This window comes from Thiobacillus sp. 65-1402 (genome assembly GCF_001897685.1).
In the GTDB taxonomy this organism is placed as follows: Bacteria; Pseudomonadota; Gammaproteobacteria; order Burkholderiales; family Thiobacillaceae; genus Thiobacillus.
Genome location: NZ_MKUG01000143.1, coordinates 1 through 21,680 on the forward strand (window position 1 = coordinate 1; position 21,680 = coordinate 21,680).

Here is a 21,680-nt window from a genome sequence, read left to right on the forward strand (position 1 = left end):
ACGGTTGCCGGCAGCCGTGCCTTGCTGCGGGGCAGCGTCGGCTTGCACGGCGATCGGGGCGGGAGCGGCGTCAGCCTGCTGCAAGCGGGCTTCCAGCGCCTGGATGCGTGCCTCGTAGCTGGATTTCATTTGCTTCAGCTCGGCGCGCAGCGCGTCGAGGTCGGCGTCGGCGGAAACCGGAAAGGCAGCCGCGAGCGCGGTCGCCAGAATAGCGGGACGTAACATTTTTCACTCCGTAAACGAATGACACTGGCCCGCGCTGGCGTTGCGCGGGCCGGACGAAGGTCAGGCGTGGACGGAGAAGGGCGGGGCGCGGGCGCAAGCGGGACGGGGCGCGAGATCGGCGCGCACGGGCGTGTCGGCGGGCAGGTCCATGCGGGCGCTAGGCGGAATCGTCAGGACGAGCAGGCCGGGCGGCGCGACCGAGCCCAGCTGCGCCTGGGCGATGCAGACTTCGCAGGGATGATTGGCCTGATCCGCGTCGTGCGGGTGCAGATGGGTCAGCGTATGCGCGAACGCCGCCGCCTGCCCGCACAACAGAATCAGCGCGAACAGCCAGGGCAGCAGGTGGCGGAGGAACAGGGGCTGCATTTATTTGCGCTTCTCGACTGGCGGCACCGGGTCGTAGCCGTGGGCGCAGCCGGGGCGGCAGCGGCCGATGCGTTTGGCAGCCAGCCAGCCGCCCTTGAGCGCGCCGTGTTTTTCGATCGCTTCCTTGCCGTATTCCGAGCAGGTCGGCAGGTAGCGGCATTGCCGGCCCAGCCATGGCGAGAGCGCCAACTGGTAGAGGCGGATCGCGCCGACAAGGCATTGCTGCGCCAGGTTCATGGAATTGCCTGCGCGTCAGGCTCGGCCTGGCTGCGCGCCGCACCGGTGAAATCGGCCAGCAGCTTTTCCACGAAGCCGGGCTCGAGGTCGCGCACGATGAAGACGAAACGGCTGCGGCGATCCGCGTCCGGCCAGGCGTCGAGCCTCACCTCGGGATACAGCACGTGCTGTACGCCATGCAGCACCAGCGGCTGGGCATCGCCCTCGAGGTTCACGATCGCCTTGAAGCGCAGCAGGTTTTCCGCGCGAAACGAGGTGAGCATGCCGAGTGCGGATTGCAGGCCGTAGCGGTCCAGCGGCGTGGCGAGCACCACCGAAAATGCCTGGATGCGCGCGTCGTGCAATGCGCGCTGCGTTTTTCCGATGGCAGGGCTGGCGCCGGCCGGCCGATAGCGTTGCTGCTTCAGCCAGCGCGCCACTTCCAGCGATTTGGTCGCGGCATTCCACAGCCCCAGGTTCTGGATCGCCGCGGGGTCGAGCTCGCCGCGCGTCACCGTGACGACGTCGGCTGCCGGGTTGAGCGCGGCCAGCCGTTCGCGCAGGGCGGCGATCCGCTCCGGCGCTGCGAGGTCGGTCTTGGTGAGCAGCAAGCGGTCGGCTACCGCCACCTGCTTCACCGCCTCGAAGTGCGCGTCCAGCTGGTCCTCGCCGAACTGCGCATCGACCGTGGTGACCACGCCGTCGAGGCGGAAGCGCGCGCGCACCCAGTTGTCGTGCAGCAGGTTGTCGAGCACCGGCACCGGGTCGGCCACGCCGGTGGTTTCGATGATGACGCGCTCGAATGCGGGAATGTCGCCCTTCTGCCGCGCCATCCACAGGTTCTTCAGGGTCGGCGACAGGCTGCCGGAAATCGTGCAGCACACGCAGCCGCCCGACAGCAGCGCCATCGGCCCCTGCATTTTTTGCAGCAGTTGATGATCGAGCGCGACTTCGCCGAACTCGTTCATCAGGATTGCGGTGCGCGGCAGCGAGCGCACCAGGTGGTTCAGCAGCGTGGTCTTGCCGCTGCCCAAAAACCCGGTGAGCAGGGTGACCGGAAGCGGGGCAGGCGAGCCCGCACGCGCTTCAGCGCGCAGCGGGTCGGCGTTGCCTAGCGGAGCGTCCATGCCGGGTGCTCGCGGCGGCGTTCAGGCATGCAGCCTTTCCTTCTTTTCGTGGCGCTCCTGCGCCTCGATCGAGTATTCGGCGGTGGGGCGGGCCAGCAGGCGGGGCAGCCCGATGGGGTCGCCGGTTTCCAGGCAGTATCCGAATTCGCCGGAATCGATGCGCGCCAGGGCGGAGTGGATTTTTTTCAGCAGCTTGCGCTCGCGGTCGCGCACCCGCTGTTCCAGCATATGCTCTTCCTCGACCGTGGCACGGTCGTTGGGATCGGCAAAGTTTTCGTTTTCTTTCAGGGTCTCGCTGGTGTCCGCCGCGTTGCTGAGCATTTCATCGCGCAAGGCTTCGAGGCGGGCGCGAAAAAATGCGAGCTGGGCCGGGTTCATGTAGGCGGAAGCCGGCATTTTCAGCAGGGCGGCTTCGGTGAGGGGTTTGGACGAGGTAGGCATCGTGGAGACTCCGTTCAGTCAGCAAAGACAGGTTGTGAATCATGCATCCTGCTGGCAGGGGCATACGTGTGTACCCAGGCGGCAAATACCTGCCCTCCCGGGAGCATCACGGGCGAGTGCGCACCGCGCATTGCCCGGCATCATACCCCGGGGTTCTCTCCCCGGGGACGAGGTGCATCGGCGCAACTCTGCAACAGGGTTGCATGGTTGGCAGGCGGGCGCCATTCTTCGCTCGCTTCACTCGTCGGGGGCCGGCGAGGGCGCGGCGGCGCACTCGGCACAGCGGCCATGCACCGTGATATCGACCCGCTCGGACACGAATCCGGGCGGCAGTTCCGGGCTGGCGCTGGCGAGGCTGCCGCGCAGGCAGAACAAGCGCCCGCAGACGCCGCATTCAAAATGCGCATGGGCATGGTGCGCGTTCATCAGGCTGAAGCGGCGGACCCGGTCATGCCCGGCCACGCTGTGCACCAGCCCCTGCCCGGCCAGCCAGTCGAGCACACGGTAGAGCGTCACCTTGTCGAAGGGATGGCCGCCGGCCGCCGCCGCCTGCTGCAGCGACTGGTGCGACATCGCGGCGTCGGCCGCCAGCAGCAGTTGCAGCACCCGCACCCGGGCCGGCGTGGCGGTCGCGCCGCGCTGGTGCAGCAGGCGGGTGGCCTGGTCGTGGCGGGGGGGAGCGGTGGCCGCTTGCATGGGCCGAGTGTAGGACGCGACACGAAAAAATGCAACGAAGTTGCAAAAATGCGCTGATGGCGTGCAGACCAGGGACATGCGATTACGCGATAATCCCGCCATGAAAACGCCCCTGTTGCCGACCCTCTTCCTGTTGCTGCTGTCCGGCTGTGGGCGCGATGCGCCGCCTGCGGTGCCCGAGGATGTGCGGACGGTGCGCGCCGAGCAGGTCGGCCTGCACGCTGCGCACAGCGGCGCGCGCTACGCCGGCGAGGTGCGCGCGCGCTACGAGACTGCGCTGGCATTCCGGGTCGCCGGCCGGGTGCAGACCCGCGCGGTGGAGGTCGGCACGCAGGTCAGGGCCGGCCAGCTTATCGCTACGCTGGACCCTCAGGATTACGCGCTGGCGGCGAGTGCGGCGCGGGCGCAACTCAGCGCCGCCGAGGCCGAAGCCAAGCTGGCGCAGCAGGACTTGCAGCGCTACACCGAACTGCGGGCGCAGAATTTCATTTCCCCGGCCGAACTCGACCGCCGCCGGACCGCTGCCGAAGCCGCGGCGGCGCGGGTGCGCCAGCTGCGCGCCGAGGCCGAGCGCCAGGGCAACCAGCAGGCCTACACGCGGCTGACCGCGCCGCACGCGGGCGTGGTGACGGCGATCTCCTTTGAAGCCGGGCAGGTGGTGGAGGCGGGGCAGCCGGTGGCGCAACTGGCGCGCAACGGCGAACGGGAAGTGCGCATCGACGTGCCGGAAAATGCGCTCGCCGCAGTGCGTGCGGCGCAGAATCTGAGCATCCGGCTGTGGTCGGCGCCGGGGACGGACTATGCCGGCCGCTTGCGCGAGTTGTCGCCGATGGCCGATGCCGCGAGCCGGACCTACAGCGCGCGCGTGAGTTTCATCAAGCCGGATGCGGGGGTGAAGCTCGGCATGAGCGCAACGGTGGATGTCGGCGGCGAGGCCGCGCCTAATCTGTCGGTGGCGCAGACCGCGCTGTTCAGAATCAACGGCCAGCCGCAGGTCTGGGTGGTCGATCGCCAAACCCGCAAAGTGGCGCCGCGCAGCGTGCAGCTGGGCGGCTTGAGCGGCGACCGCGCGGTGGTGACGGCGGGGCTGGCGGCCGGCGAATGGGTAGTGACCGCAGGCGTGCACAAGATCGCGCCGGGCCAGCAGGTGCGCCTGGCGCCTTCCAGGCCATGAGCGCGCTGCCCCGCTTCGAGCCGCGGCGCGGCAACCTGTCGCGCTGGGCGATCGAGCATCCGGCGCTGGTGCGCTTCTTCATCGTGCTGATTCTGCTGCTGGGCGCGCGTTCCTATATCCAGCTGGGGCAGGCCGAAGACCCGCCGTTCACTTTCAAGACCATGCTGATCCAGGCGCAATGGCCGGGTGCGACGGCGCAGGAAGTGTCCGAGCAGCTGACCGAGCGCATCGAGAAAAAACTGCAGGAAATGCCTGAGCTGGATTTCGTGCAGAGCTATGCCAAGCCGGGCGAAACCGCGCTGTTCGTGAACCTCAAAGAGACCGTCCGCGGGCGTGACGTGGCGGAGGCCTGGTATCAGGTGCGCAAGAAAATCGGCGACCTCGGACCGCAGTTGCCCGCCGGGGTGCAGGGGCCGTTTTTCAACGACGAGTTCGGCGATACCTTCGGTTCGATCTACGCCTTCACCGGCGAGGGGTTCAGCCGCGCCGAACTGCGCCGCGCCGCCGAAGACGCGCAGCGCGAAGTGCGCCGCCTGGCCAACGTCGGCAAGGTCGAACTGTTCGGCATCGTGGCGGAAAAAATCTATATCGAGGTTCCCGCCCAGAAGCTCGCCGCGCTGGGCCTCACCCCGCAGCAGATCATGCAGGCGGTGCAGGAGCAGAACAGCGTGGTCGCCGATGGGCGGGTGGAAAACGACGTACTGTCGATCCCGCTGCGCATATCGGGGGCGTATTCCGAGGTGGAGCGCCTGCGCGAAACCGTCATCCGGGTGGGCGCGCACCGCCTGCGGCTGGGCGACATCGCCGAGGTGACGCGCCGCTACGAGGATCCGCCCGTCGCCGAAATCCGCTCGCAGGGCGAAACGGCGGTATTGCTCGGGGTGTCGCTGGCCGAAGGCGGGGATGTGGTGGCCATGGGGCGCGCCGTCGCCGCCGCCATGGAAGCGCTGCAAAAGACGCTGCCGCTGGGCCTGGAAATCCGCCAGGTTCACGACCAGCCCAGCATCGTCAGCCACGCGGTCAAGCTCTTCATGCAGAGCTTCCTCGAAGCCGTCGCCATCGTGCTGGCGGTGACCTTCCTGGCACTGAAGTGGCGCGCCGGGCTGGTGGTGACGCTGTCCATTCCGGTGGTGCTGGCGATCACCTTCAGTGCGATGTGGCTGTTCAGCATCGACCTGCACCGCATTTCCACCGGCGCGCTCATCATTGCGCTCGGCCTGCTGGTGGACGACGCCATCATCGCGGTGGAAATGATGGCGCACAAGCTCGAAGCCGGCTGGAATCGCTTCGAGGCCGCCACCTATGCCTTCCAGTCGACCGCGTTTCCCATGCTCACCGGCACCCTGCTCACCGCCACGGCGTTCCTGCCGATCGCGCTGGCCAAATCGGTGGTCGGCGAGTACACCTTTGCGATTTTTGCGGTGACCACGATCGCGCTGCTGTCGTCCTGGCTGGTGGCGGTGGTGGTCACCCCCTATCTCGGGCATGCCCTGCTGAAACCCCGCCAGCACGTGACCGATGAAAACGCCGCCTACCTGACGCCGTTCTACCGGCGCTTCCGCGCCGCGGTGACCTGGTGCGTGACGCATCGCCGGACGGTGATTGCGCTGACGGTGGCCGCGCTGGTGGTGGGGTTGGCCGCGATGCAGCGGGTCGAAAAACAGTTCTTCCCGCAGTCCGACCGGCTGGAAATCCTGATCGAGCTGTGGCTGCCGGAAGGTGCCTCGACCGATGCCGCGCGCGCCGAAGCGCTCAGGCTCGAAACCCTGTTGCGGCAGGACCGGGATGTGGCCCATGTCCTCAATTACATCGGCCAGGGAGCGCCGCGTTTCGTGTTGGCGCTGGATCAGCGTCTGAACAACCGCAACTTTGCGCAGCTGGTGGTGATCGCGAAGGATGTGCCGGCGCGCGAACGCGAACTCGCCCGCATCCAGCGGCTGTTCGAGACCGATTTTCCCAATGTGCGCGGACGCGCAGTGCGCTTCGAGTACGGCCCGCCCGCCGGCTATCCGGTGCAATACCGCTTGAGCGGCCCCGACATTCCGCAATTGAAGATCGAAGCCGAGAAACTGCGCAAGATCGTCGCCGCGCAGCCGCAGGTGACGGCGGTGAACCTCGACTGGAACGAGCAGTCGCTGGCGGTCAAGGCGCAGCTCGATCAAGACAAGATCAAGGCGCTGGGGTTGAGTTCCGACCTGGTCGGCCGGCTGGTGGCGCTGCAGCTGTCGGGCGTCAGCGTCACCCAGTTCCGCGAAAACGACCTGCTGATCGACGTGGTGCTGCGCACGCCGCGCAACGAACACCGCGACGTCGATGCATTGAAGTCGCTTCCGATCGGCCGCTTCAACGGCCAGAGCGTGACCTTGGGGCAGATCGCCCGCCTCGAGCCGGTGTTCGAGGACGGTGTGATCTGGCGGCGCGACCGCCTGCCGACGATCGCGGTGCGCGGCGATCCGGTGGGCAAGACCCAGCCGGCCACCATCATCGACGCCATCGCGCCGCAGGTGGCCGCATTCAAGGCCCGGCTGCCGTCCGGCTTCCGGCTGGAAGTCGGCGGGCCGGTGGAAAGCAGCGCCAAGGCCAACGCCGCCATCGGCGCATCGTGGCCGCTGATCGTGATCACCACGCTGAGCCTGCTGATGCTGCAGCTCGGCAGCTTTCCGCGCGCGCTGCTGGTGGTGCTGACCGCACCGCTCGGCATCATCGGGGTGGCGATCGCGCTGCTGCTGAGCGGCCAGGCGATGGGTTTCGTCGCGCTGCTGGGGATCATCTCGCTGGCCGGCATGATCATGCGCAACTCGGTGATTCTGGTCGACCAGATCCAGCAGGACATCGCGCGCGGCCTGTCGCAATGGGATGCGATCATCGAGTCGACGGTACGGCGGATGCGCCCGATCAGCCTCACCGCCGCTGCCGCGGTACTGGCGATGATCCCGCTGTCGCGTTCGATTTTCTGGGGGCCGATGGCGGTGTCGGTCATGGGCGGCCTGGTCGCGGCGACCTTTCTCACCCTATTTTTCCTGCCGGCCTTGTATGCGGCGTGGTTTAGGGTTAAACCAAATCAATAGGATGCCCGTTGCAAGGAGGCCGCATGATGAAGACGATCGGACTTGGACTCGTGCTGCTGCTGGGCGGCTGTGCGGGACTGCAGTCGCCTGACCCGGCGTCGCCGTATTACGCCTATGCGCCGGGCTGGACGGTGCAGTTGAACCGGCCGCTGACGATTCCTCCGGACGCCGCCACGGTGCGCCTGCAATACGGCCGCATCGTGCCGCGCAACAGCGTGCAGGAGTATGCCCCGTTCTGCGTGGTGGAATTGAACACGGTGCGCGCCGAAGCGCAGACGCTGCAGCCGGGACGCTTCGAGGTGTGGCGGGTGACGCGCAGCGTCAGCCCCGTCGCCGCCACGGCTTCGCCTTTCGTCAAGGCGGGGTTCGTCGCCGACGACGGCGATCCGACTTTCCTCTACTTCAAAACCGAATTCCGCCTGCGCGACACGGCCCAGCCGAATCTGCGCGGCATGAGTTGCGCCTGGAACCAGATGGCGCCCGGCAATCGCGCGTTGATGAGGCATCTCACGCTGGACGAGATCCGCCAGGCGCTGGGCGGCTGGATGAGCCTGATTCCGCCCGGGGAGCGCCCGTGAAGCCCGCCGAAACCCGTATTGCCCCCGACACCAGGGTCAAGCTGTCGAAGTGGGATGCCGGCGACAGCGCGATCGTCGGCAAGGAAAAATCCGATGCGCGCGAGCGTCTGGACGACTATCGCGAACGCCTGGAAACGCTGCAGGAACTGCTGTACGCCGAAGGCAGGCACAAGCTCCTGGTGGTGTTGCAGGCGATGGACACCGCCGGCAAGGATTCCACCATCCGTCACGTGTTCCAGGGCGTCGATCCGCTGGGGGTGCGCGTGGCCAGCTTCAAGGCGCCCACGCCGCACGAGCTGGCGCGCGACTATTTGTGGCGGGTGCACCACCACGTGCCGGGCGCCGGGGAGATCGTCATCTTCAACCGTTCGCATTACGAGGATGTGCTGATCACGCGGGTGAATGGCTGGATCGATGCCGCCGAATGCAGACGGCGCTTCCGCCAGATCAACGACTTCGAAAGAATGCTGGCGGAAACCGGCACCACCATCCTGAAGTTCTATCTGCACATTTCCAGGGACGAGCAGAAGAAGCGTCTGGAAGAGCGCCGCGACACCCCCGAGAAGCAGTGGAAATTCCAGCCCGGCGACCTCGCGGTGCGCGCGCAGTGGGACGATTACATGGAAGCCTACGAGGCGGCGCTGTCGGCCACCAGCACGGCGCACGCGCCGTGGCACGTGATCCCCGCCAACAGCAAGCTGGCGCGCAACCTGATGGTGTCCAGCCTGCTGATCGAGGCGCTGGAAAACCTGAAAATGCGCTATCCGGATCCGGCCGCCGGGGCGGCGGATACCGTGATCGTCTGACGGGCTATCTGACCAGCGTCAGCTGCGGCGGCCGTGCAGCGCCGGCGTGTGAAACCGGCTGCCAGTGCGGCAAGGCTTCCGGGCGATGGATGTGGTAGCCCTGTAAATAATCCACCCCGATGTCCTTCAGCAGTGCGGCCATTTCGGCGTCTTCCACCTGCTCGGCCACCGAATGCATGCCGAAGTCGCGCGCCAGCTGCGCGATCGAACGCACGATGGCCTGGTCGCGGCGGTCGTCCAGCATGCCGCGCACGAAGGCGCCGTCGATCTTGAGGAAGTCGGCCGGCAGGTGCTTGAGGTAGAAGAACGAGGAGGCGTCGCGGCCGAAATCGTCCAGCGCGAACTGGCAGCCGCGTTCGCGCAGGCCGTGGATCAGGCGTTGCGCATCCGCCAGATTCACCACTGCCGCGGTTTCCGTGACCTCGAAGCCCAGGCGTTCGCCGGCCACGCCATAGTGGTCGAGCAGATGGCAGACGGTGCCGAGGAAGGATTCGTCGGCCACCGTCTTGCCCGACAGGTTGATGAAATACACCGCATTGTCGCCGGGTTGCGCCGCCAGGTAGGACACCACGGCTTCCAGCATCCAGCGGTCGAGGATCGGCGCCTGCCCGTAGCGTTCGAGCGCGGGCAGCAGCTTGGCCGGCCCCTCGATCGCGCCATTGCGCTGCCAGCGGATCAGCACTTCGTAATGCGGTTGCCCGCCGTGCGAGGCCGGCTGGATCAGCTGGCGGTAGGGCAGGAACTGGTTGGCTTCGAGTGCCTGCGCGAAATCGGCGGCCCAGCTCATTTCCGCCTCCAGGCGGCGGAACCCGATCTCGTCTGCCTCGTACAGCATGATCCGGCCGCTGCCTTCGGATTTGGCGCGGTAACACGCCATGTCGGCCTGGATCATGAGATCGCCGGCGGTGGTCGCGGACTGGGTGATGGGCGCGATTCCGGCGCAGGCGCCGAGCGTGAAACGCCGCCCCTTGTGTTCGAAACGGAAGTCGCGGATGCGCTGCACCAGCTGCCGGCAGACCGCGCTGGCCGCGTCGGGCCGGGTGTCGAACAGGATCAGGCCGAATTCGTCGCCGCCCAGGCGGCCCAGATAGGCATGCTCGGGCAAGGCTGCCTGCATGGTCTGCGCAATGTTCATCAGCAGGGTGTCCCCCACCGAATGGCCGCAGGTGTCGTTCACCAGCTTGAACTGGTCGAGATCGATGTAGCAGAACGCGTGTTGCTGTGCCTGCTCGCGCGCGGTGCGCAGGGCGCGTGCCAGCCGGCCTTCCACCGCGCGGCGGTTCGGCAGCGTGGTCAGGGTGTCGTGGAAGGCCATCTCGCGCAGGCTGTCGAGCAGCTGCTTTTTCTCGGTCTCGTCGCGCAGCACGTAGACCGCGCCGAAGCCGCCGTTTCCGGTTAGCGGGGCGCAGCTGTAGCTGATCGCCAGGTCCTGCCCCAGGCGCGTTTGCAGGCGGGCCGAGCCGGTCTGCCCGAGTTGCGGCGAATTGGGCGCGAGAAAACAGACCGGGGCTTCGTCGCCGCCGCCTGGCCGATCGAATTGCATCAGGCTCTTCAGCGGGCTCGACACGGCATCTTCAAGCGCGATGCCGAGCAGGCTCTCGGCGGTCGGGTTGAGATAGACCACGTGATTGTGGGCATTGGTGACGATGACGGCGTCGTTGATCGATTGCAGCGTGACCTGCCAGCGCTCCTTTTCCTCGCTGAGCGCGGCTTCATCAAGCTTGCGTTGCGTGATGTCGACGTGGATCGACAGATACTTCAGCGGCAGGCCGTCGTCGCCCTTGATCGGCGTGATGGTCGAGGCCGTCCAGAACAGCCGGCCGTCCTTGGCGCGGTTGCAGATTTCGCCGCGCCAGGTTCGCCCGCGCGAGATGGTCTCCCACAGTTGGGCAAAAAACGCGGCGTCGTGCCGGCCCGAGGCGAGGATGCGGTGGCTCTGGCCGAGGAGTTCTTCGTGGGTGTAGCCGCTGACGATGCAGAACAGGTCGTTGGCGAAGGTGATGTTGCCGGCGAGATCGGTTTCGGACACGCTGGCGGCGCTATCAAGGGCCTTCTGATGCTCCTTGAGGTCGGTGAGCAGGCGCTCCAGCGCTGCGCTCATGTGGTTGAAAGCGCACAGGGTCCCCTGCAGTTCGGGCGGACTGCCGGCCCGAATGGGAATCCGTGCGCTGTAATCTCCGGCTTCGATCTGGCGCGCGGTCGCGCGCAGCCGGTCCAGGTCCTTCAGGTTGATTTTGAGCAGCCCGTAAGTCAGCCAGCCGAGCAGGATGAAAGCGGCGCTGAGCAGCATGAACAGGCGGGTGCCGAGATGCCACAGAAAGTCCTCGTAGGCATGGGCGGACGGCTGGATGAGCAGGCGGCCATGGTAGATGCCGTCGACGACCAGGGACTCCTGCATGACGGGGGCGACCAGATCGGTCAGCCCGGCAAACCAGCCGGGACGGTCTACCGGGAAGGGCGCTGCCTGCTGGCTCAGGCGGCGGCCGTCGGGCGCGGTGTATTCCACCCGCTGCAGGTTGCCCTGCGCAATCGGAATGTTGAGCCGCGCCTGCACCGCGCTGTAATCGCCGCGGCTGGCCGCATCGGCCACCGCCTGGGACAGCGCCGCCAGCTGGGCCGACGCCTGCACGCGCAATGCGGCGCCGGCATCCTGGTGGGCGATGTACAGCGCCTGCCGCCCGGCCAAGGCGAATACCGCGAGCAGGATGAGCAATACCGCGCCCATGACCCGGCCCTGCGTGCTGAGGTAGGCGGGGCGCAAATCCTGCACAAGGCGAACAAGCCGGGAGAAGGGAATGACGCGCATACGGAATGAATCGGCCGCATTTCCCGTTTCTGAAGGGAATGTAAAACCGGGGGCGCCGGATCGTGCGGGCACGCGCCCCGACGGCAAACTCAGGGTTTCTTGCGGGCGCGCGGATGCGCCTGATCGTACACCTTGGCGAGATGCTGCCAGTCGAGGTGGGTATACACCTGGGTGGTGCTGATGCTGGCGTGGCCGAGCATTTCCTGCACCGCGCGCAGATCGCCGGACGACTGCAGCACGTGGGTGGCGAACGCGTGGCGCAGCATGTGCGGGTGGACGTGCTGGCCGAGGCCGGCCTGCCGCGCCCAGCGGTCGAGGCGCAGCTGCACGCTGCGCGGGGTGAGCCGGCTGCCGTTGCGGCCGACGAACAGCGCGGCGGTGTCGCGCGCCAGGGCCAGCCGCAACGGCAGCCACGCGCCCAGGGCGGCGAGCGCCTGGCGCCCCACCGGCACGACGCGGCTCTTGCGGCCCTTGCCGGTGACCTGCGCTTCGCCGGATTGCAGGTCGAGGTCGCCGAGATCGAGCCCGGCCAGTTCCGCCAGGCGCAGGCCGGACGAATAGAACAGCTCGAACATGGCGCGATCGCGTGCCTGCAGGGCGTCGCCGCTTTCCGCAGCGGGGCCGCCCTGCAGCAGTCGGGCGCAGGCGTCGGGCGACAGGATGTCCGGCAGTGCCTTGGCCGCCTTGGGCGGGCGCAGGCCGAGACAGGGATTGTCCGCGTGGCCGAGGCGGCGGCAGGCGAAGGCGTAAAACCCGCGCCAGCTCGACAGCTGGCGCGCCACGCTGGTGGCCGCCAGGTTCTGGCTGCGCAGCTTGACGATGGCGCCGCGGATGTCGGCGGCGCCGAGCTCGGTCAGCGGCTTGCCGTCAGCCAGCCTGGCCAGGCTGGCCAGATCGCGCCGATAGGCCGCAACCGTATGCGGCGACAGCCGCCGTTCGGCGGCGAGGTGTTGCAGGTAGCGATCGACCGGATTCAACCCTGCATCCGCACCAGCGCGGCGCCGACCAGCTGGCCCAGCCGTTCGAGGTAAAGCGTGCCCATGCCGGCATAGAAGCGCTTGGCCTCCTCGGATGCCAGCACCAGCAGGCCGATGGGGGCGGCCGCTGCGGCGGGCCGCAGCGGGATGCAGGCGAATGCGCGCAGGTGCGGCGACACTTCGCCGAACCAGTCGCTGGCGTCGGGCACGGCAAGCGGGCCGCATACCGGATAGGGCATCGCCGCCACGGCATCGCGCGCTGCCTGCGACACCGGCTGATCGAGCCCCGGCATCGGCTCGCCGGTCAGCATCCAGGCGCGCAGCGCGTGATGCGGCACGGCGAAGCCGTCACGCAGGTGGATCGCCAGCGCGGCGGTGATGTCCTGCGGCTGGCTGGCGGTCACCAGTGCGAGCGTCAGCGCGTGCAGCTTTTCGGAGATGCCGTCGTTTTCCTCGCCAAACTGAATCAGTTCGGCGAGCTTGTTTTCCAGCATCCGCACCTTGTCGCGCATCGCGATCAGCTGGCGCTCGCTCATCGACACGGCGTGGGTGCCGTGCGGATGCGGGATGTGCAGATCCGCCAGCAGGGTGGGGAAGTCGTTGAAAAAATTCGGATGCCGGGTCAGAAATTCGGCAATCGCCGGTGCGTCCAGCGTGGTGGGTTGCGTGTCCATTAGAGTTCGATCTCTCCTTCAAATACCGTTTCTGCCGGGCCGGTCATGCTGACCGGCTGGCCCTTGCCTGCCCATTCGATGACCAGGTCGCCGCCGCGGGTGTGTACGCTGACCGGGCTTTTCAGCCAGCCCTGGCGGATGCCGGCGACCGCCGCGGCGCAGGCGCCGGTGCCGCAGGCCAGGGTTTCGCCGGCGCCGCGCTCGTACACGCGCAGGCGGATATCGTGCGGGGTCAGCACCTGCATGAAGCCGGCGTTGACGCGCTGCGGGAAGCGCGCATGCGATTCGATGGCGGCGCCGAGGATGTCCACCGGCGCACTGTCGAGGTCGTTCACCCGCAGCACCGCGTGCGGGTTGCCCATCGACAGCGCGGCGATCTCGATGACATGCTGGCCGACTTTCAGCGGATAGGCGAGCGCTTCGGCCTCGGCCGCGAACGGGATGTCGGCCGGCGCAAAGCGTGGCGCGCCCATGTCCACCGTGACCTGGCCATTGCCGAGCAGGCGCGGCTCGATGACGCCGGACGCGGTTTCCACGCGGATCGCGGTCTTGGCGGTGAGGCCTTTTTCGTGCACGAAGCGCACGAAGCAGCGCGCGCCGTTGCCGCATTGTTCGACTTCGCCGCCGTCGGCGTTGAAGATGCGGTAGCGGAAATCGACATCCGGCCGGCTGGCTTTCTCGACCAGCAGGATCTGGTCGCAGCCGACGCCGAAGTGGCGGTCGGCGATGCGGCGGCACTGTTCGGGGCTGAGCGCGACGGCCTGGCCAATGCCGTCGAAAACGACGAAGTCGTTGCCGAGGCCGTGCATCTTGGTGAAGCGGAGTGTGGTGCCCGGTTGGGCGCTTGTGCCTGCGGTTTTCATGCGGTTTTGAGCCTGACGTATTCCTTGAGGAGGCAGCGGTCCATCACCACCGTCATGCCGCCGGCCTGCGCGCGTTGCGCGGCGGTTTCATGCACGATGCCTTCCTGGATCCAGATGGCTGCCGGTAGACGGTGTCCCGTCGAATCGGGCCGCTGCAGGGAGTGTAGCGCCAGGCATTGTTCGACGATAGCCGGCACATGCTCGGCAGCGCGGAACACGTTGACCAGGTCGACCGCGAACGGGATGTCGGCGAGGCTTGCGTAAGCCTGCTCGCCGAGCACCCGGTCCACCAGCGGCCGCACCGGCACGATGCGGTAGCCGTAGCGCTGCATCGCCTGCGCCACGCGGTAGCTCGGACGCGCGGGCTGCGGCGACAGGCCGACCACCGCGATCGTCCGGGTGCGGTCGAGCAGGGCGCGCAGGCTGGCGTCGTCGGGATTGGCGAAACTCACAGCGTCAGTTCCATCACGTGATCGTCCATCACAAAACCGCCGCCGATATCGAACACCCGCGACTCGACGATGTTGAAGCCGTATTTCCGGTAGGCGGCAATGGCCTGCGCGTTGCCGCGATTGACCTGCAGGCGCAGGCAGCGGGCTCGCTGCTGGCGCGCCCAGCTGGCGGCGGCGTGCAGCAGCGCGGCGCCGATGCCCTGACGCTGGTTGTCCGGATGAACGTAGAGCTTGTCGAGCTTGCAGGCGGCGCCCTCCAGCACCGCATGGGCAAAGCCGACCAGCGCATCGTCCCGGCGCATCCCCCACCAGGCATGGCGCGGATCGTCCAGCTGTTCCCGTATCCGTTCGGGCGCATAACGGTCGGCCAGCATGGCATCGATCTGCGCCTGCGGGATCAGCGCCGGATACGTGGCCTGCCACACCTCGCGCGCCAGTGCGCCGACGGCATCGGCGTCGGCGGCCGCCAGCCGCGACAGATCGGTCCGCGGCTCATTCATACAGGCTGGCCTCGCCTTCCGGGCGGGTCTTGAAGCGGCGGTGTAGCCACAGGTACTGCGACGGCATCTCGCGGATGCGGTCTTCGATGAACCCGTTCATGCGGGCGACGTCGGCCTCCAGGTCGCCGCTCGGGTAGTTGTCCCACGGCGGGTAGAAGCGCACCGCGTAGCCCCGCCCCCAGGGCAACTGGCGGGTGATGGCCGGGATGATCTGGGCGCCGGTGAGTTTGGCCAGGCGCGGCAGCGCCGATACGGTGGCGGCGGGAATGCCGAAGAATGGAACGAATACGGCATTGAGGCGGCCATGATCCTGATCCGGCAGGTAATAGAACGGCAGGCCGTCCTTGAGTGCCTTGAGAACGGGTTTGATGCCGTCGTTCTTGGCGATCAGCACCGGGGAGAAAAAGCGCGAACGCCCGTGCCGCATCATTTCGTCGGCGACGGGGTCCTTGGCGCGCGCGTACATCGAAGCGGCGGTGCGATCCATCGCCAGCCGCACGCCGCCCATGTCGAGCCCGACAAAGTGCGGCGCCAGCCAGATCACCGGGCGCTTGCCGTCGCCCAGCACCGCTTCGGGATTGTCGATCCGGATCAGCCGCCGCAGGCGTGCCTCCGACCCCCACCACAGCACGCCGTGTTCGAGCGCTGCGCGCATCGAGCTCTGAAAGGTCTGCCGCAGCCAGCGGCGGCGCGTTTCAGGCGCGGCCTCGGGAAAGCACAGTGCGAGATTGGTCGCGACGATGCGCCGCCGCCGTCCGGGGAACTGTGCGATCAGCCAGCCTGCGGCGTTGCCGAGTGCCGCCTGGACCGGCAGCGGCAGCCAGTGCAGCAGCCAGAGCGCGCCCACGCCGAGCCAGTTCGGCAACAGCGAAGGGTGCAGCAGGTTTGCGTGGGCGGCCGGCTTCATGCGTGTTCCTGGGCGTCCGGGGGGGCGACGTCGCCCGGGCGCTTGTGGCGGTTGTAGCTCCACATGTATTGCGTCGGGAAGCGCCGCACGATTGCCTCCACCGCCTGGTTTAGCTGGACGGCGGCGGCGGTCTTGTCGGCCGGCAGGGCCTCGTCCAGCGGAAAGACGTGCAAGTGGTAGCCGCGCCCCCAGCTCAGCCGCTCGGCGGCGATGAAAAAGGCCGCCGCCCCGGTCTTGCGCTGCAGGCTGGCGGCCAGCGTCGGCGTGTAGGCCGGGCGGCCAAGGAACGGCGCCCACACGCCGTCGCCGCCGGTTGCCACCTGGTCGGGCAGAATGCCGATCGCTTCGTGGCGCTTCAGGGCCGCCAGCTGCGCGCGCACGCCGGAGAGATCGCTCGGCACCAGCGTCGCCTGGCCGCGCTGACGGCCGGCCAGCATCAGCGCGTCGAGCACCGGCTGACGAGGCGGTTTGTACATGGCGGTGAAGGGATGCCGCGCGGCGCAATAGAGGCTGATGATCTCGAAGCAGCCGATGTGCGGCGACAGCAGGATGATGCCCTTGCCGTCCGCGCGCGCGGCATCGATGTGCTCCCAGCCGCTGGTGCGCTTGATCAGCTTCAGCACCTTCTGGTACGGGCGCAGCCACACCGGCAGCAGTTCGATCATGGCCTTGCCGGCCTCGCCGATGCTCTTGCGCAGCAACCTCCGGCAGCCGCGCCCGGGAGTGCAGATCCCGCTGCTGAACAGGTTGTTGCGCACGCGCGCGGAATAGCGCCCGGGCGACCAGTAAAGCAGCCAGCCCAGCACGATGCCGGCGCCATGCAGCAGCGGCAGCGGCAGGCGGGCCAGCAGCTTGAGCAGGAACATCATGCGGGCATACGATCTTTCATGGGCTTCAGCCCATAGAAAGTCGGAGTCCCCTTGTGGGGCATACGATCTGTCACGCGCTTCAGCGCGTAGAAAGTCGGAGTCCCTTCATGGGACATGCGGCCCCACATGGGCTTCAGCGCATGGTGGATCGGCGTCCCCCTGCGGGAATTGACGCCGGGGGAAGCGGCGGGGCACAATGCGGCAGCCGCCGCGTTAATCTTGACAACTTGCGGGCGGGATACAAATACAGCTAAAGCGTCGCCGCTCCGTTGGTCCCCCGAGCCGGTTACGCAGTCGGTAATCGGGACTACAGGAGCTGTCATGCAAAAGGATTTCATTTTCACGTCTGAGTCGGTGTCCGAAGGGCACCCCGACAAGATGGCGGATCAAGTGTCGGATGCGGTGCTCGACGCGATTCTAACCCAGGACAAACATGCGCGCGTGGCGTGCGAGACCCTGCTGACCACCGGTCTGTGCGTCATCGCCGGCGAGATCACCACCTCGGCGGTGATCGACTACAACCAGATCGCGCGCCAGACCATCAAGCGCATCGGTTACGACTCGTCCGAGATCGGCTTCGACTACAACACCTGTGCGGTGCTGGTTACCGTCGGCAAGCAGTCGCCCGACATCGCGCAGGGCGTGGATCGCGCGCACGACGACAACCTCGACCAGGGCGCCGGCGACCAGGGCCTGATGTTTGGCTACGCCTGCAACGAAACGCCGGTGCTGATGCCGATGCCGATCTACCTCGCGCACCGCCTCACCGAGCGCCAGTCCGAACTGCGCAAGGACGGCCGCCTGCCGTGGCTGCGCCCGGACGCCAAGTCGCAGGTGTCGATCCGCTACGTCGACGGCAAGCCGCATTCGATCGACACCGTCGTGCTGTCGACCCAGCATGACCCCGATGTTTCGCACGCCCAGTTGTCCGAGGCGGTGATCGAGGAGATCGTCAAACCGGTGCTGCCGAAGAACATGCTCTCCGCCGACACCCGCTACCTGGTCAACCCCACCGGGCGCTTCGTCGTCGGCGGGCCGATGGGCGACGCCGGGCTGACCGGCCGCAAGATCATTGTCGACACCTACGGCGGCTCAGCGCCGCACGGCGGCGGCGCCTTCTCCGGCAAGGACCCGTCCAAGGTCGACCGCTCCGCCGCCTACGCCGGCCGCTACGTGGCGAAGAACATCGTCGCGGCGGGGCTGGCCGACAGGTGCATGGTGCAGGTTTCCTACGCCATCGGCGTCGCCAGGCCGACTTCGCTGATGGTCGACACCTTCGGCACCGGCAAGATTCCCGAAGCGAAGATCGTCGAACTCATCGCCGCGCACTTCGACCTGCGCCCCAAGGGCATCGTCGCGATGCTCGACCTGCTGCGCCCGATCTACACCCGCACCGCGAGCTACGGCCATTTCGGCCGCGACGAGCCGGATTTCACCTGGGAAGTCACCGACAAGGCGGCGGCGCTGAAGGCGGCCGCGGGGATTTGATAAGGCAGCTTGCTTGATCGCAAACGTGAAAAGAGCCGGTTTTACCGGCTCTTTTTTTTGGGTGCGGAAGAATCAAGCCAATCTACGGCGGCGATTTGCCATCACGCCCACCAGTCCCACTCCCGCCAGCATCATGGCGTAGGAGTCGGCTTCGGGCACGAGCGACAGTGTGGCGATGCCTTCCAGGTGAAGGGTCACGCTTGAACCGTTCCAGCCCGGCGAGATGGCATTTGTGATTGAGTTGGAGTCGTACACGTCATTGTTGAAAACATGCGTCCAATCAGCAGTGTAAAAATAATGGTTGGCATCGATCATGGATATTGAGGTTTGCAAGGTGCCCGCGTCGGGTGCGATTGGGAACACCGTGTTGCCAGCAGAGAAGTCGGCAACAATACCGGACAGGTTGAGCGACATGGCACCATCGATGACCGTCCCGCTCGGAGCGCCATTCAATGTGTTGACGTAAAAGTGATTGCCGCCCCAGATGAACCCTGTCGAAATGGCGCCATTCGCTTGGATGGTTCCCATGATGAGCGCGCCGTCCACGCCGTCACTGAGAAAGTAGGCAGGTGGGGCCATAGTGGTTCCCTGATCGGTATACCAGTTTCCCCAACCGCCGCCGCCCGCAAGTCCTGATGTCCCCAAGCCACCCGAGGCCCCCCCGATTTCTTCAATCGTCATGCTTTGAACGGACGCAGCCTGTGCCACGCTGGCCGCCATGCAGCAGCCCAAAGCAAACCCACCCAATATGTTTTTTTTCATGTTTTCCCCTCGTCGATTTTTTGGATTCGTTATATCGGCCCGTTTGGCTTGATAAACGCTACGCGCGGGCCTTCGCGCTGGAGCGCAATTTGTGTTCCAGTTCAGTTGCGCTTAGTCGCTGTCCATATGAAACAATGGCTTGCAACGAGGCGTGAGTGGGCGTAGATGACGAGTGTAAAAAATACCGACAAAAGCACGATGACTCTGACGCACCCCAAGTATTGCCAAAAACGCATTCGCGTTTGGCGCTTCCGGGAGTAAAATGCCGCCTCGGTTCTGAGGAGCGCTGCGACGGTTCACCCGCCAGGCTCAGGACGCTTCCTTTCAACGGCGCTCACGTTTTCTTTTTCTGAACGAAAGGAGGGCGTGATGAACGCCGCACTCAATTCCACCGCCGATTACGTTATTGCCGACCTTGCGCTTGCCGACTGGGGCCGCAAGGAAATCCGCATCGCCGAAACCGAAATGCCGGGCCTGATGGCGATCCGCGAGGAGTTCGCCAAGAGCCAGCCTTTGCGCGGCGCGCGCATCACCGGTTCGCTGCACATGACCATCCAGACCGCGGTGCTGATCGAGACGCTGACCGCGCTCGGCGCCGAGGTGCGCTGGGCCTCGTGCAACATTTTCTCGACCCAGGACCACGCCGCCGCGGCGATTGCCGCCGATGGCATTCCGGTGTTCGCGGTCAAGGGTGAATCGCTCGAAGACTACTGGGATTACACCCACCGCATCTTCGAATGGACCGACGGCGGTTTTTCGAACATGATCCTCGACGACGGCGGTGACGCCACCCTGCTGCTGCATCTGGGGGCGCGCGCCGAACAGGATATTTCGGTGGTGGCCAATCCCACCAGCGAGGAAGAGCGCGTGCTGTACGCCGCGATCAAGGCGCGCGTGGCGGCGCAGCCGGGCTGGTATTCCAGCCGTCTGGCGGCCGTCAAGGGGGTCACCGAGGAAACCACCACCGGCGTGCATCGCCTATACCAGATGCACGCGCGCGGCGAGCTCAAGTTCCCGGCGATCAACGTCAACGATTCGGTCACCAAGTCCAAGTTCGACAACCTCTACGGTTGCCGCGAATCGCTGGTCGACGGCATCAAGCGCGCCACCGACGTGATGGTCGCGGGCAAGGTCGCGCTGGTCGCCGGCTATGGCGACGTCGGCAAGGGTTCGGCGCAGGCGTTGCGCGCGCTCTCCGCCCAGGTGTGGGTGACCGAGATCGACCCGATCTGCGCGCTGCAGGCGGCGATGGAAGGCTACCGTGTGGTGACCATGGAATACGCTGCCGACAAGGCCGACATCTTCGTCACCGCCACCGGCAACTTCCACGTCATCAACCACGACCACATGGCGAAGATGAAGGACCAGGCCATCGTCTGCAACATCGGCCACTTCGACAACGAGATCGACGTCGCGTCGATCGAGAAGTACCAGTGGGAGGAGATCAAGCCGCAGGTCGACCACGTGATCTTCCCCGACGGCAAGCGGATTATTCTTCTTGCCAAGGGCCGCCTGGTGAACCTCGGCTGCGCCACCGGCCATCCCTCGTACGTGATGAGCTCCAGCTTCGCCAACCAGACCATCGCGCAGATCGAACTGTGGCAGGAGCGCGATTCCGGCAAGTACCCGGTCGGCGTCTACACCCTGCCGAAGCATCTCGACGAGAAGGTCGCGCGCCTGCAGTTGAAGAAGCTCAACGCGCAGCTGACCGAGCTGACCGAGCAGCAGGCCGCCTACATCGGCGTACCCAAGAGCGGTCCCTACAAGGCCGAGCATTACCGCTATTGATCGGCCCGCCCGAAGGAGCACGCCATGCGTCTGCTGCTGCTGTGGATACTCAATGCCGTCGCCCTGCTGGCGGTGACCTGGCTGCTGCCCACCATCCAGGTGTCGGGCTTCGGCACGGCGCTCGCCGCCGCGCTGGTGCTCGGCTTCATCAACACGCTGGTGCGGCCGGTGCTGGCGATCCTGACCTTGCCGATCACGGTGCTGACGCTGGGCGTCTTCTACCTGGTGTTGAACGGCCTGCTGTTCTGGCTCGCCAGCGCGCTGCTGCCCGGTTTTCACGTGCAGGGCTTCGTCTCCGCGCTGGTCGGCGCGCTCCTCTACGGCGTGATCGCCTGGGCGCTGTCCGCGCTCGTCCCCAATGCAAAAGGTTGAAACATGAGCGCTCGTACTTACAGCTTTGAATTCTTTCCGCCGAAGACGGCGGAAGGCGCCGAAAAACTGCGCGCCACCCGCAAGCAGCTGGCGCAGCTCAATCCCAAGTTCTTTTCCGTCACCTTCGGTGCCGGCGGCTCCACCCGCGACCGCACCCTGGAAACCGTGCGCGAAATCCAGGCCGACGGTTCGGAGGCCGCGCCGCATCTGTCGTGCATCGGCTCGACCGAAGCGAGCATCCGCGACATCCTCAACGAATACAAAAGCCAGGGCATCCGCCATCTGGTCGCGCTGCGCGGCGACCTGCCGTCGGGGTCGATGGACGTCGGCGAGTTCCAGTACGCCAACGAGCTGGTGGAATTCATCCGCAAGGAAACCGGCGACTGGTTCGAGATCGAAGTCGCCGCCTACCCCGAAGTCCATCCGCAGGCGCGTTCCTATGCCGAGGACATGATCAACTTCAAGCGCAAGGTCGACGCCGGCGCGAATGCCGCGATCACGCAGTATTTCTTCAACGCCGACGCC

At 66.4% G+C, this 21,680-nt stretch carries 22 protein-coding genes, 1 pseudogene and 1 riboswitch; of the genes and pseudogenes, 8 read left to right on the top strand and 15 right to left on the bottom strand.

Translation table 11 applies throughout. The features are described from left to right. The 6 genes and pseudogenes from BGO62_RS11065 to BGO62_RS11090 all read right to left on the bottom strand — a co-directional run. Positions 1-225: pseudogene (locus tag BGO62_RS11065) on the bottom strand (TonB-dependent receptor); the annotation flags it as partial. A gap of 60 nt (positions 226-285) precedes the next feature. Then, the gene (locus BGO62_RS11070; RefSeq protein WP_296639971.1) at positions 286-591 is read right to left on the bottom strand and encodes a hypothetical protein; all 306 of its coding nucleotides are present in this window, start codon (positions 589-591) and stop codon (positions 286-288) included. Beyond that, positions 592-828 (bottom strand): membrane protein insertion efficiency factor YidD, encoded by a 237-nt coding sequence (gene yidD, locus BGO62_RS11075; RefSeq protein WP_296639973.1) that lies wholly within the window; start codon positions 826-828, stop codon positions 592-594. After that, complete coding sequence (locus BGO62_RS11080) at positions 825-1,934, bottom strand: GTP-binding protein (protein WP_296642324.1); 1,110 nt, start codon at positions 1,932-1,934, stop codon at positions 825-827. Before BGO62_RS11080 ends, yidD begins: the two co-directional genes overlap by 4 nt. Before the next feature lie 21 nt (positions 1,935-1,955). After that, entirely contained in the window at positions 1,956-2,375 is a 420-nt protein-coding gene (dksA, locus tag BGO62_RS11085; protein ID WP_296642327.1) for an RNA polymerase-binding protein DksA, read from the bottom strand. A 237-nt stretch (positions 2,376-2,612) separates the two neighbouring features. Continuing rightward, positions 2,613-3,071 (bottom strand): transcriptional repressor, encoded by a 459-nt coding sequence (locus tag BGO62_RS11090; protein ID WP_296642329.1) that lies wholly within the window; start codon positions 3,069-3,071, stop codon positions 2,613-2,615. A 100-nt stretch (positions 3,072-3,171) separates the two neighbouring features. On the opposite strand from BGO62_RS11090, the gene BGO62_RS11095 reads away from it, so the two are divergent. From BGO62_RS11095 to BGO62_RS11110, 4 genes are read left to right on the top strand one after another with little or no spacing between them, the layout of a single operon-like run. Beyond that, positions 3,172-4,245 (top strand): efflux RND transporter periplasmic adaptor subunit, encoded by a 1,074-nt coding sequence (locus BGO62_RS11095; protein ID WP_296642332.1) that lies wholly within the window; start codon positions 3,172-3,174, stop codon positions 4,243-4,245. Further along, entirely contained in the window at positions 4,242-7,313 is a 3,072-nt protein-coding gene (locus BGO62_RS11100; protein WP_296642334.1) for an efflux RND transporter permease subunit, read from the top strand. Before BGO62_RS11095 ends, BGO62_RS11100 begins: the two co-directional genes overlap by 4 nt. A 23-nt stretch (positions 7,314-7,336) precedes the next feature. Further along, positions 7,337-7,891 carry a hypothetical protein gene (locus BGO62_RS11105; protein ID WP_296642337.1) on the top strand — a complete coding sequence of 185 codons (555 nt, stop codon included), beginning with the start codon at positions 7,337-7,339 and terminating at the stop codon, positions 7,889-7,891. Beyond that, a complete protein-coding gene (locus BGO62_RS11110; RefSeq protein ID WP_296642339.1) occupies positions 7,888-8,697 on the top strand; it encodes a polyphosphate kinase 2 family protein in 810 nt (269 codons plus the stop codon). The genes BGO62_RS11105 and BGO62_RS11110 overlap by 4 nt, the downstream gene beginning before the upstream one ends. A gap of 4 nt (positions 8,698-8,701) precedes the next feature. Here BGO62_RS11110 and BGO62_RS11115 read toward each other — a convergent pair whose 3' ends face one another. The 8 genes from BGO62_RS11115 to BGO62_RS11150 all read right to left on the bottom strand — a co-directional run bounded on the left by BGO62_RS11115 (position 8,702) and on the right by BGO62_RS11150 (position 16,745). Beyond that, a complete protein-coding gene (locus BGO62_RS11115; protein WP_296642342.1) occupies positions 8,702-11,503 on the bottom strand; it encodes an EAL domain-containing protein in 2,802 nt (933 codons plus the stop codon). Positions 11,504-11,592: 89 nt separating this feature from the next. Then, entirely contained in the window at positions 11,593-12,480 is an 888-nt protein-coding gene (gene xerC / locus BGO62_RS11120) for a tyrosine recombinase XerC (RefSeq protein WP_296642343.1), read from the bottom strand. Next, positions 12,477-13,154 (bottom strand): DUF484 family protein, encoded by a 678-nt coding sequence (locus BGO62_RS11125; protein WP_296642346.1) that lies wholly within the window; start codon positions 13,152-13,154, stop codon positions 12,477-12,479. The genes xerC and BGO62_RS11125 overlap by 4 nt, the downstream gene beginning before the upstream one ends. Continuing rightward, positions 13,154-14,017: a diaminopimelate epimerase gene (gene dapF, locus BGO62_RS11130; RefSeq protein ID WP_296642347.1), complete on the bottom strand. Its 864-nt coding sequence runs from the start codon at positions 14,015-14,017 to the stop codon at positions 13,154-13,156. Before dapF ends, BGO62_RS11125 begins: the two co-directional genes overlap by 1 nt. Then, the gene (locus tag BGO62_RS11135; RefSeq protein ID WP_296642348.1) at positions 14,014-14,469 is read right to left on the bottom strand and encodes a CoA-binding protein; all 456 of its coding nucleotides are present in this window, start codon (positions 14,467-14,469) and stop codon (positions 14,014-14,016) included. The genes dapF and BGO62_RS11135 overlap by 4 nt, the downstream gene beginning before the upstream one ends. Further along, positions 14,466-14,969, bottom strand: a complete 504-nt coding sequence (locus tag BGO62_RS11140) for a GNAT family N-acetyltransferase (protein ID WP_296642350.1) — start codon at positions 14,967-14,969, stop codon at positions 14,466-14,468. The genes BGO62_RS11135 and BGO62_RS11140 overlap by 4 nt, the downstream gene beginning before the upstream one ends. After that, a complete protein-coding gene (locus tag BGO62_RS11145; RefSeq protein WP_296642354.1) occupies positions 14,962-15,876 on the bottom strand; it encodes a lipid A biosynthesis acyltransferase in 915 nt (304 codons plus the stop codon). The genes BGO62_RS11140 and BGO62_RS11145 overlap by 8 nt, the downstream gene beginning before the upstream one ends. Then, a complete protein-coding gene (locus BGO62_RS11150) occupies positions 15,873-16,745 on the bottom strand; it encodes a lysophospholipid acyltransferase family protein (protein WP_296642356.1) in 873 nt (290 codons plus the stop codon). The genes BGO62_RS11145 and BGO62_RS11150 overlap by 4 nt, the downstream gene beginning before the upstream one ends. 321 nt (positions 16,746-17,066) lie before the next feature. Here BGO62_RS11150 and metK point away from each other — a divergent pair, with 321 nt between their 5' ends. After that, the gene (metK, locus tag BGO62_RS11155) at positions 17,067-18,233 is read left to right on the top strand and encodes a methionine adenosyltransferase (RefSeq protein WP_296642358.1); all 1,167 of its coding nucleotides are present in this window, start codon (positions 17,067-17,069) and stop codon (positions 18,231-18,233) included. Positions 18,234-18,305: 72 nt separating this feature from the next. Here metK and BGO62_RS11160 read toward each other — a convergent pair whose 3' ends face one another. Further along, positions 18,306-18,995, bottom strand: coding sequence for a PEP-CTERM sorting domain-containing protein (locus BGO62_RS11160; protein WP_296642361.1), 690 nt, complete (start codon positions 18,993-18,995; stop codon positions 18,306-18,308). Between the two features lie 272 nt (positions 18,996-19,267). Then, positions 19,268-19,338: riboswitch (S-adenosyl-L-homocysteine riboswitch) on the top strand. 26 nt (positions 19,339-19,364) lie between these two features. Between BGO62_RS11160 and ahcY the strand changes: the two genes are divergently transcribed. From ahcY to BGO62_RS11175, 3 genes are all read left to right on the top strand, one after another. Next, on the top strand, positions 19,365-20,783 hold the full coding sequence (gene ahcY / locus BGO62_RS11165) for an adenosylhomocysteinase (protein ID WP_296642363.1): 1,419 nt from the start codon (positions 19,365-19,367) through the stop codon (positions 20,781-20,783). A 24-nt stretch (positions 20,784-20,807) separates the two neighbouring features. Continuing rightward, the gene (locus BGO62_RS11170) at positions 20,808-21,155 is read left to right on the top strand and encodes a phage holin family protein (protein ID WP_296642365.1); all 348 of its coding nucleotides are present in this window, start codon (positions 20,808-20,810) and stop codon (positions 21,153-21,155) included. 3 nt (positions 21,156-21,158) lie between these two features. Continuing rightward, positions 21,159-21,680 (top strand): methylenetetrahydrofolate reductase (locus BGO62_RS11175; protein WP_296642368.1); only part of this gene is annotated, 522 nt, incomplete at its 3' end.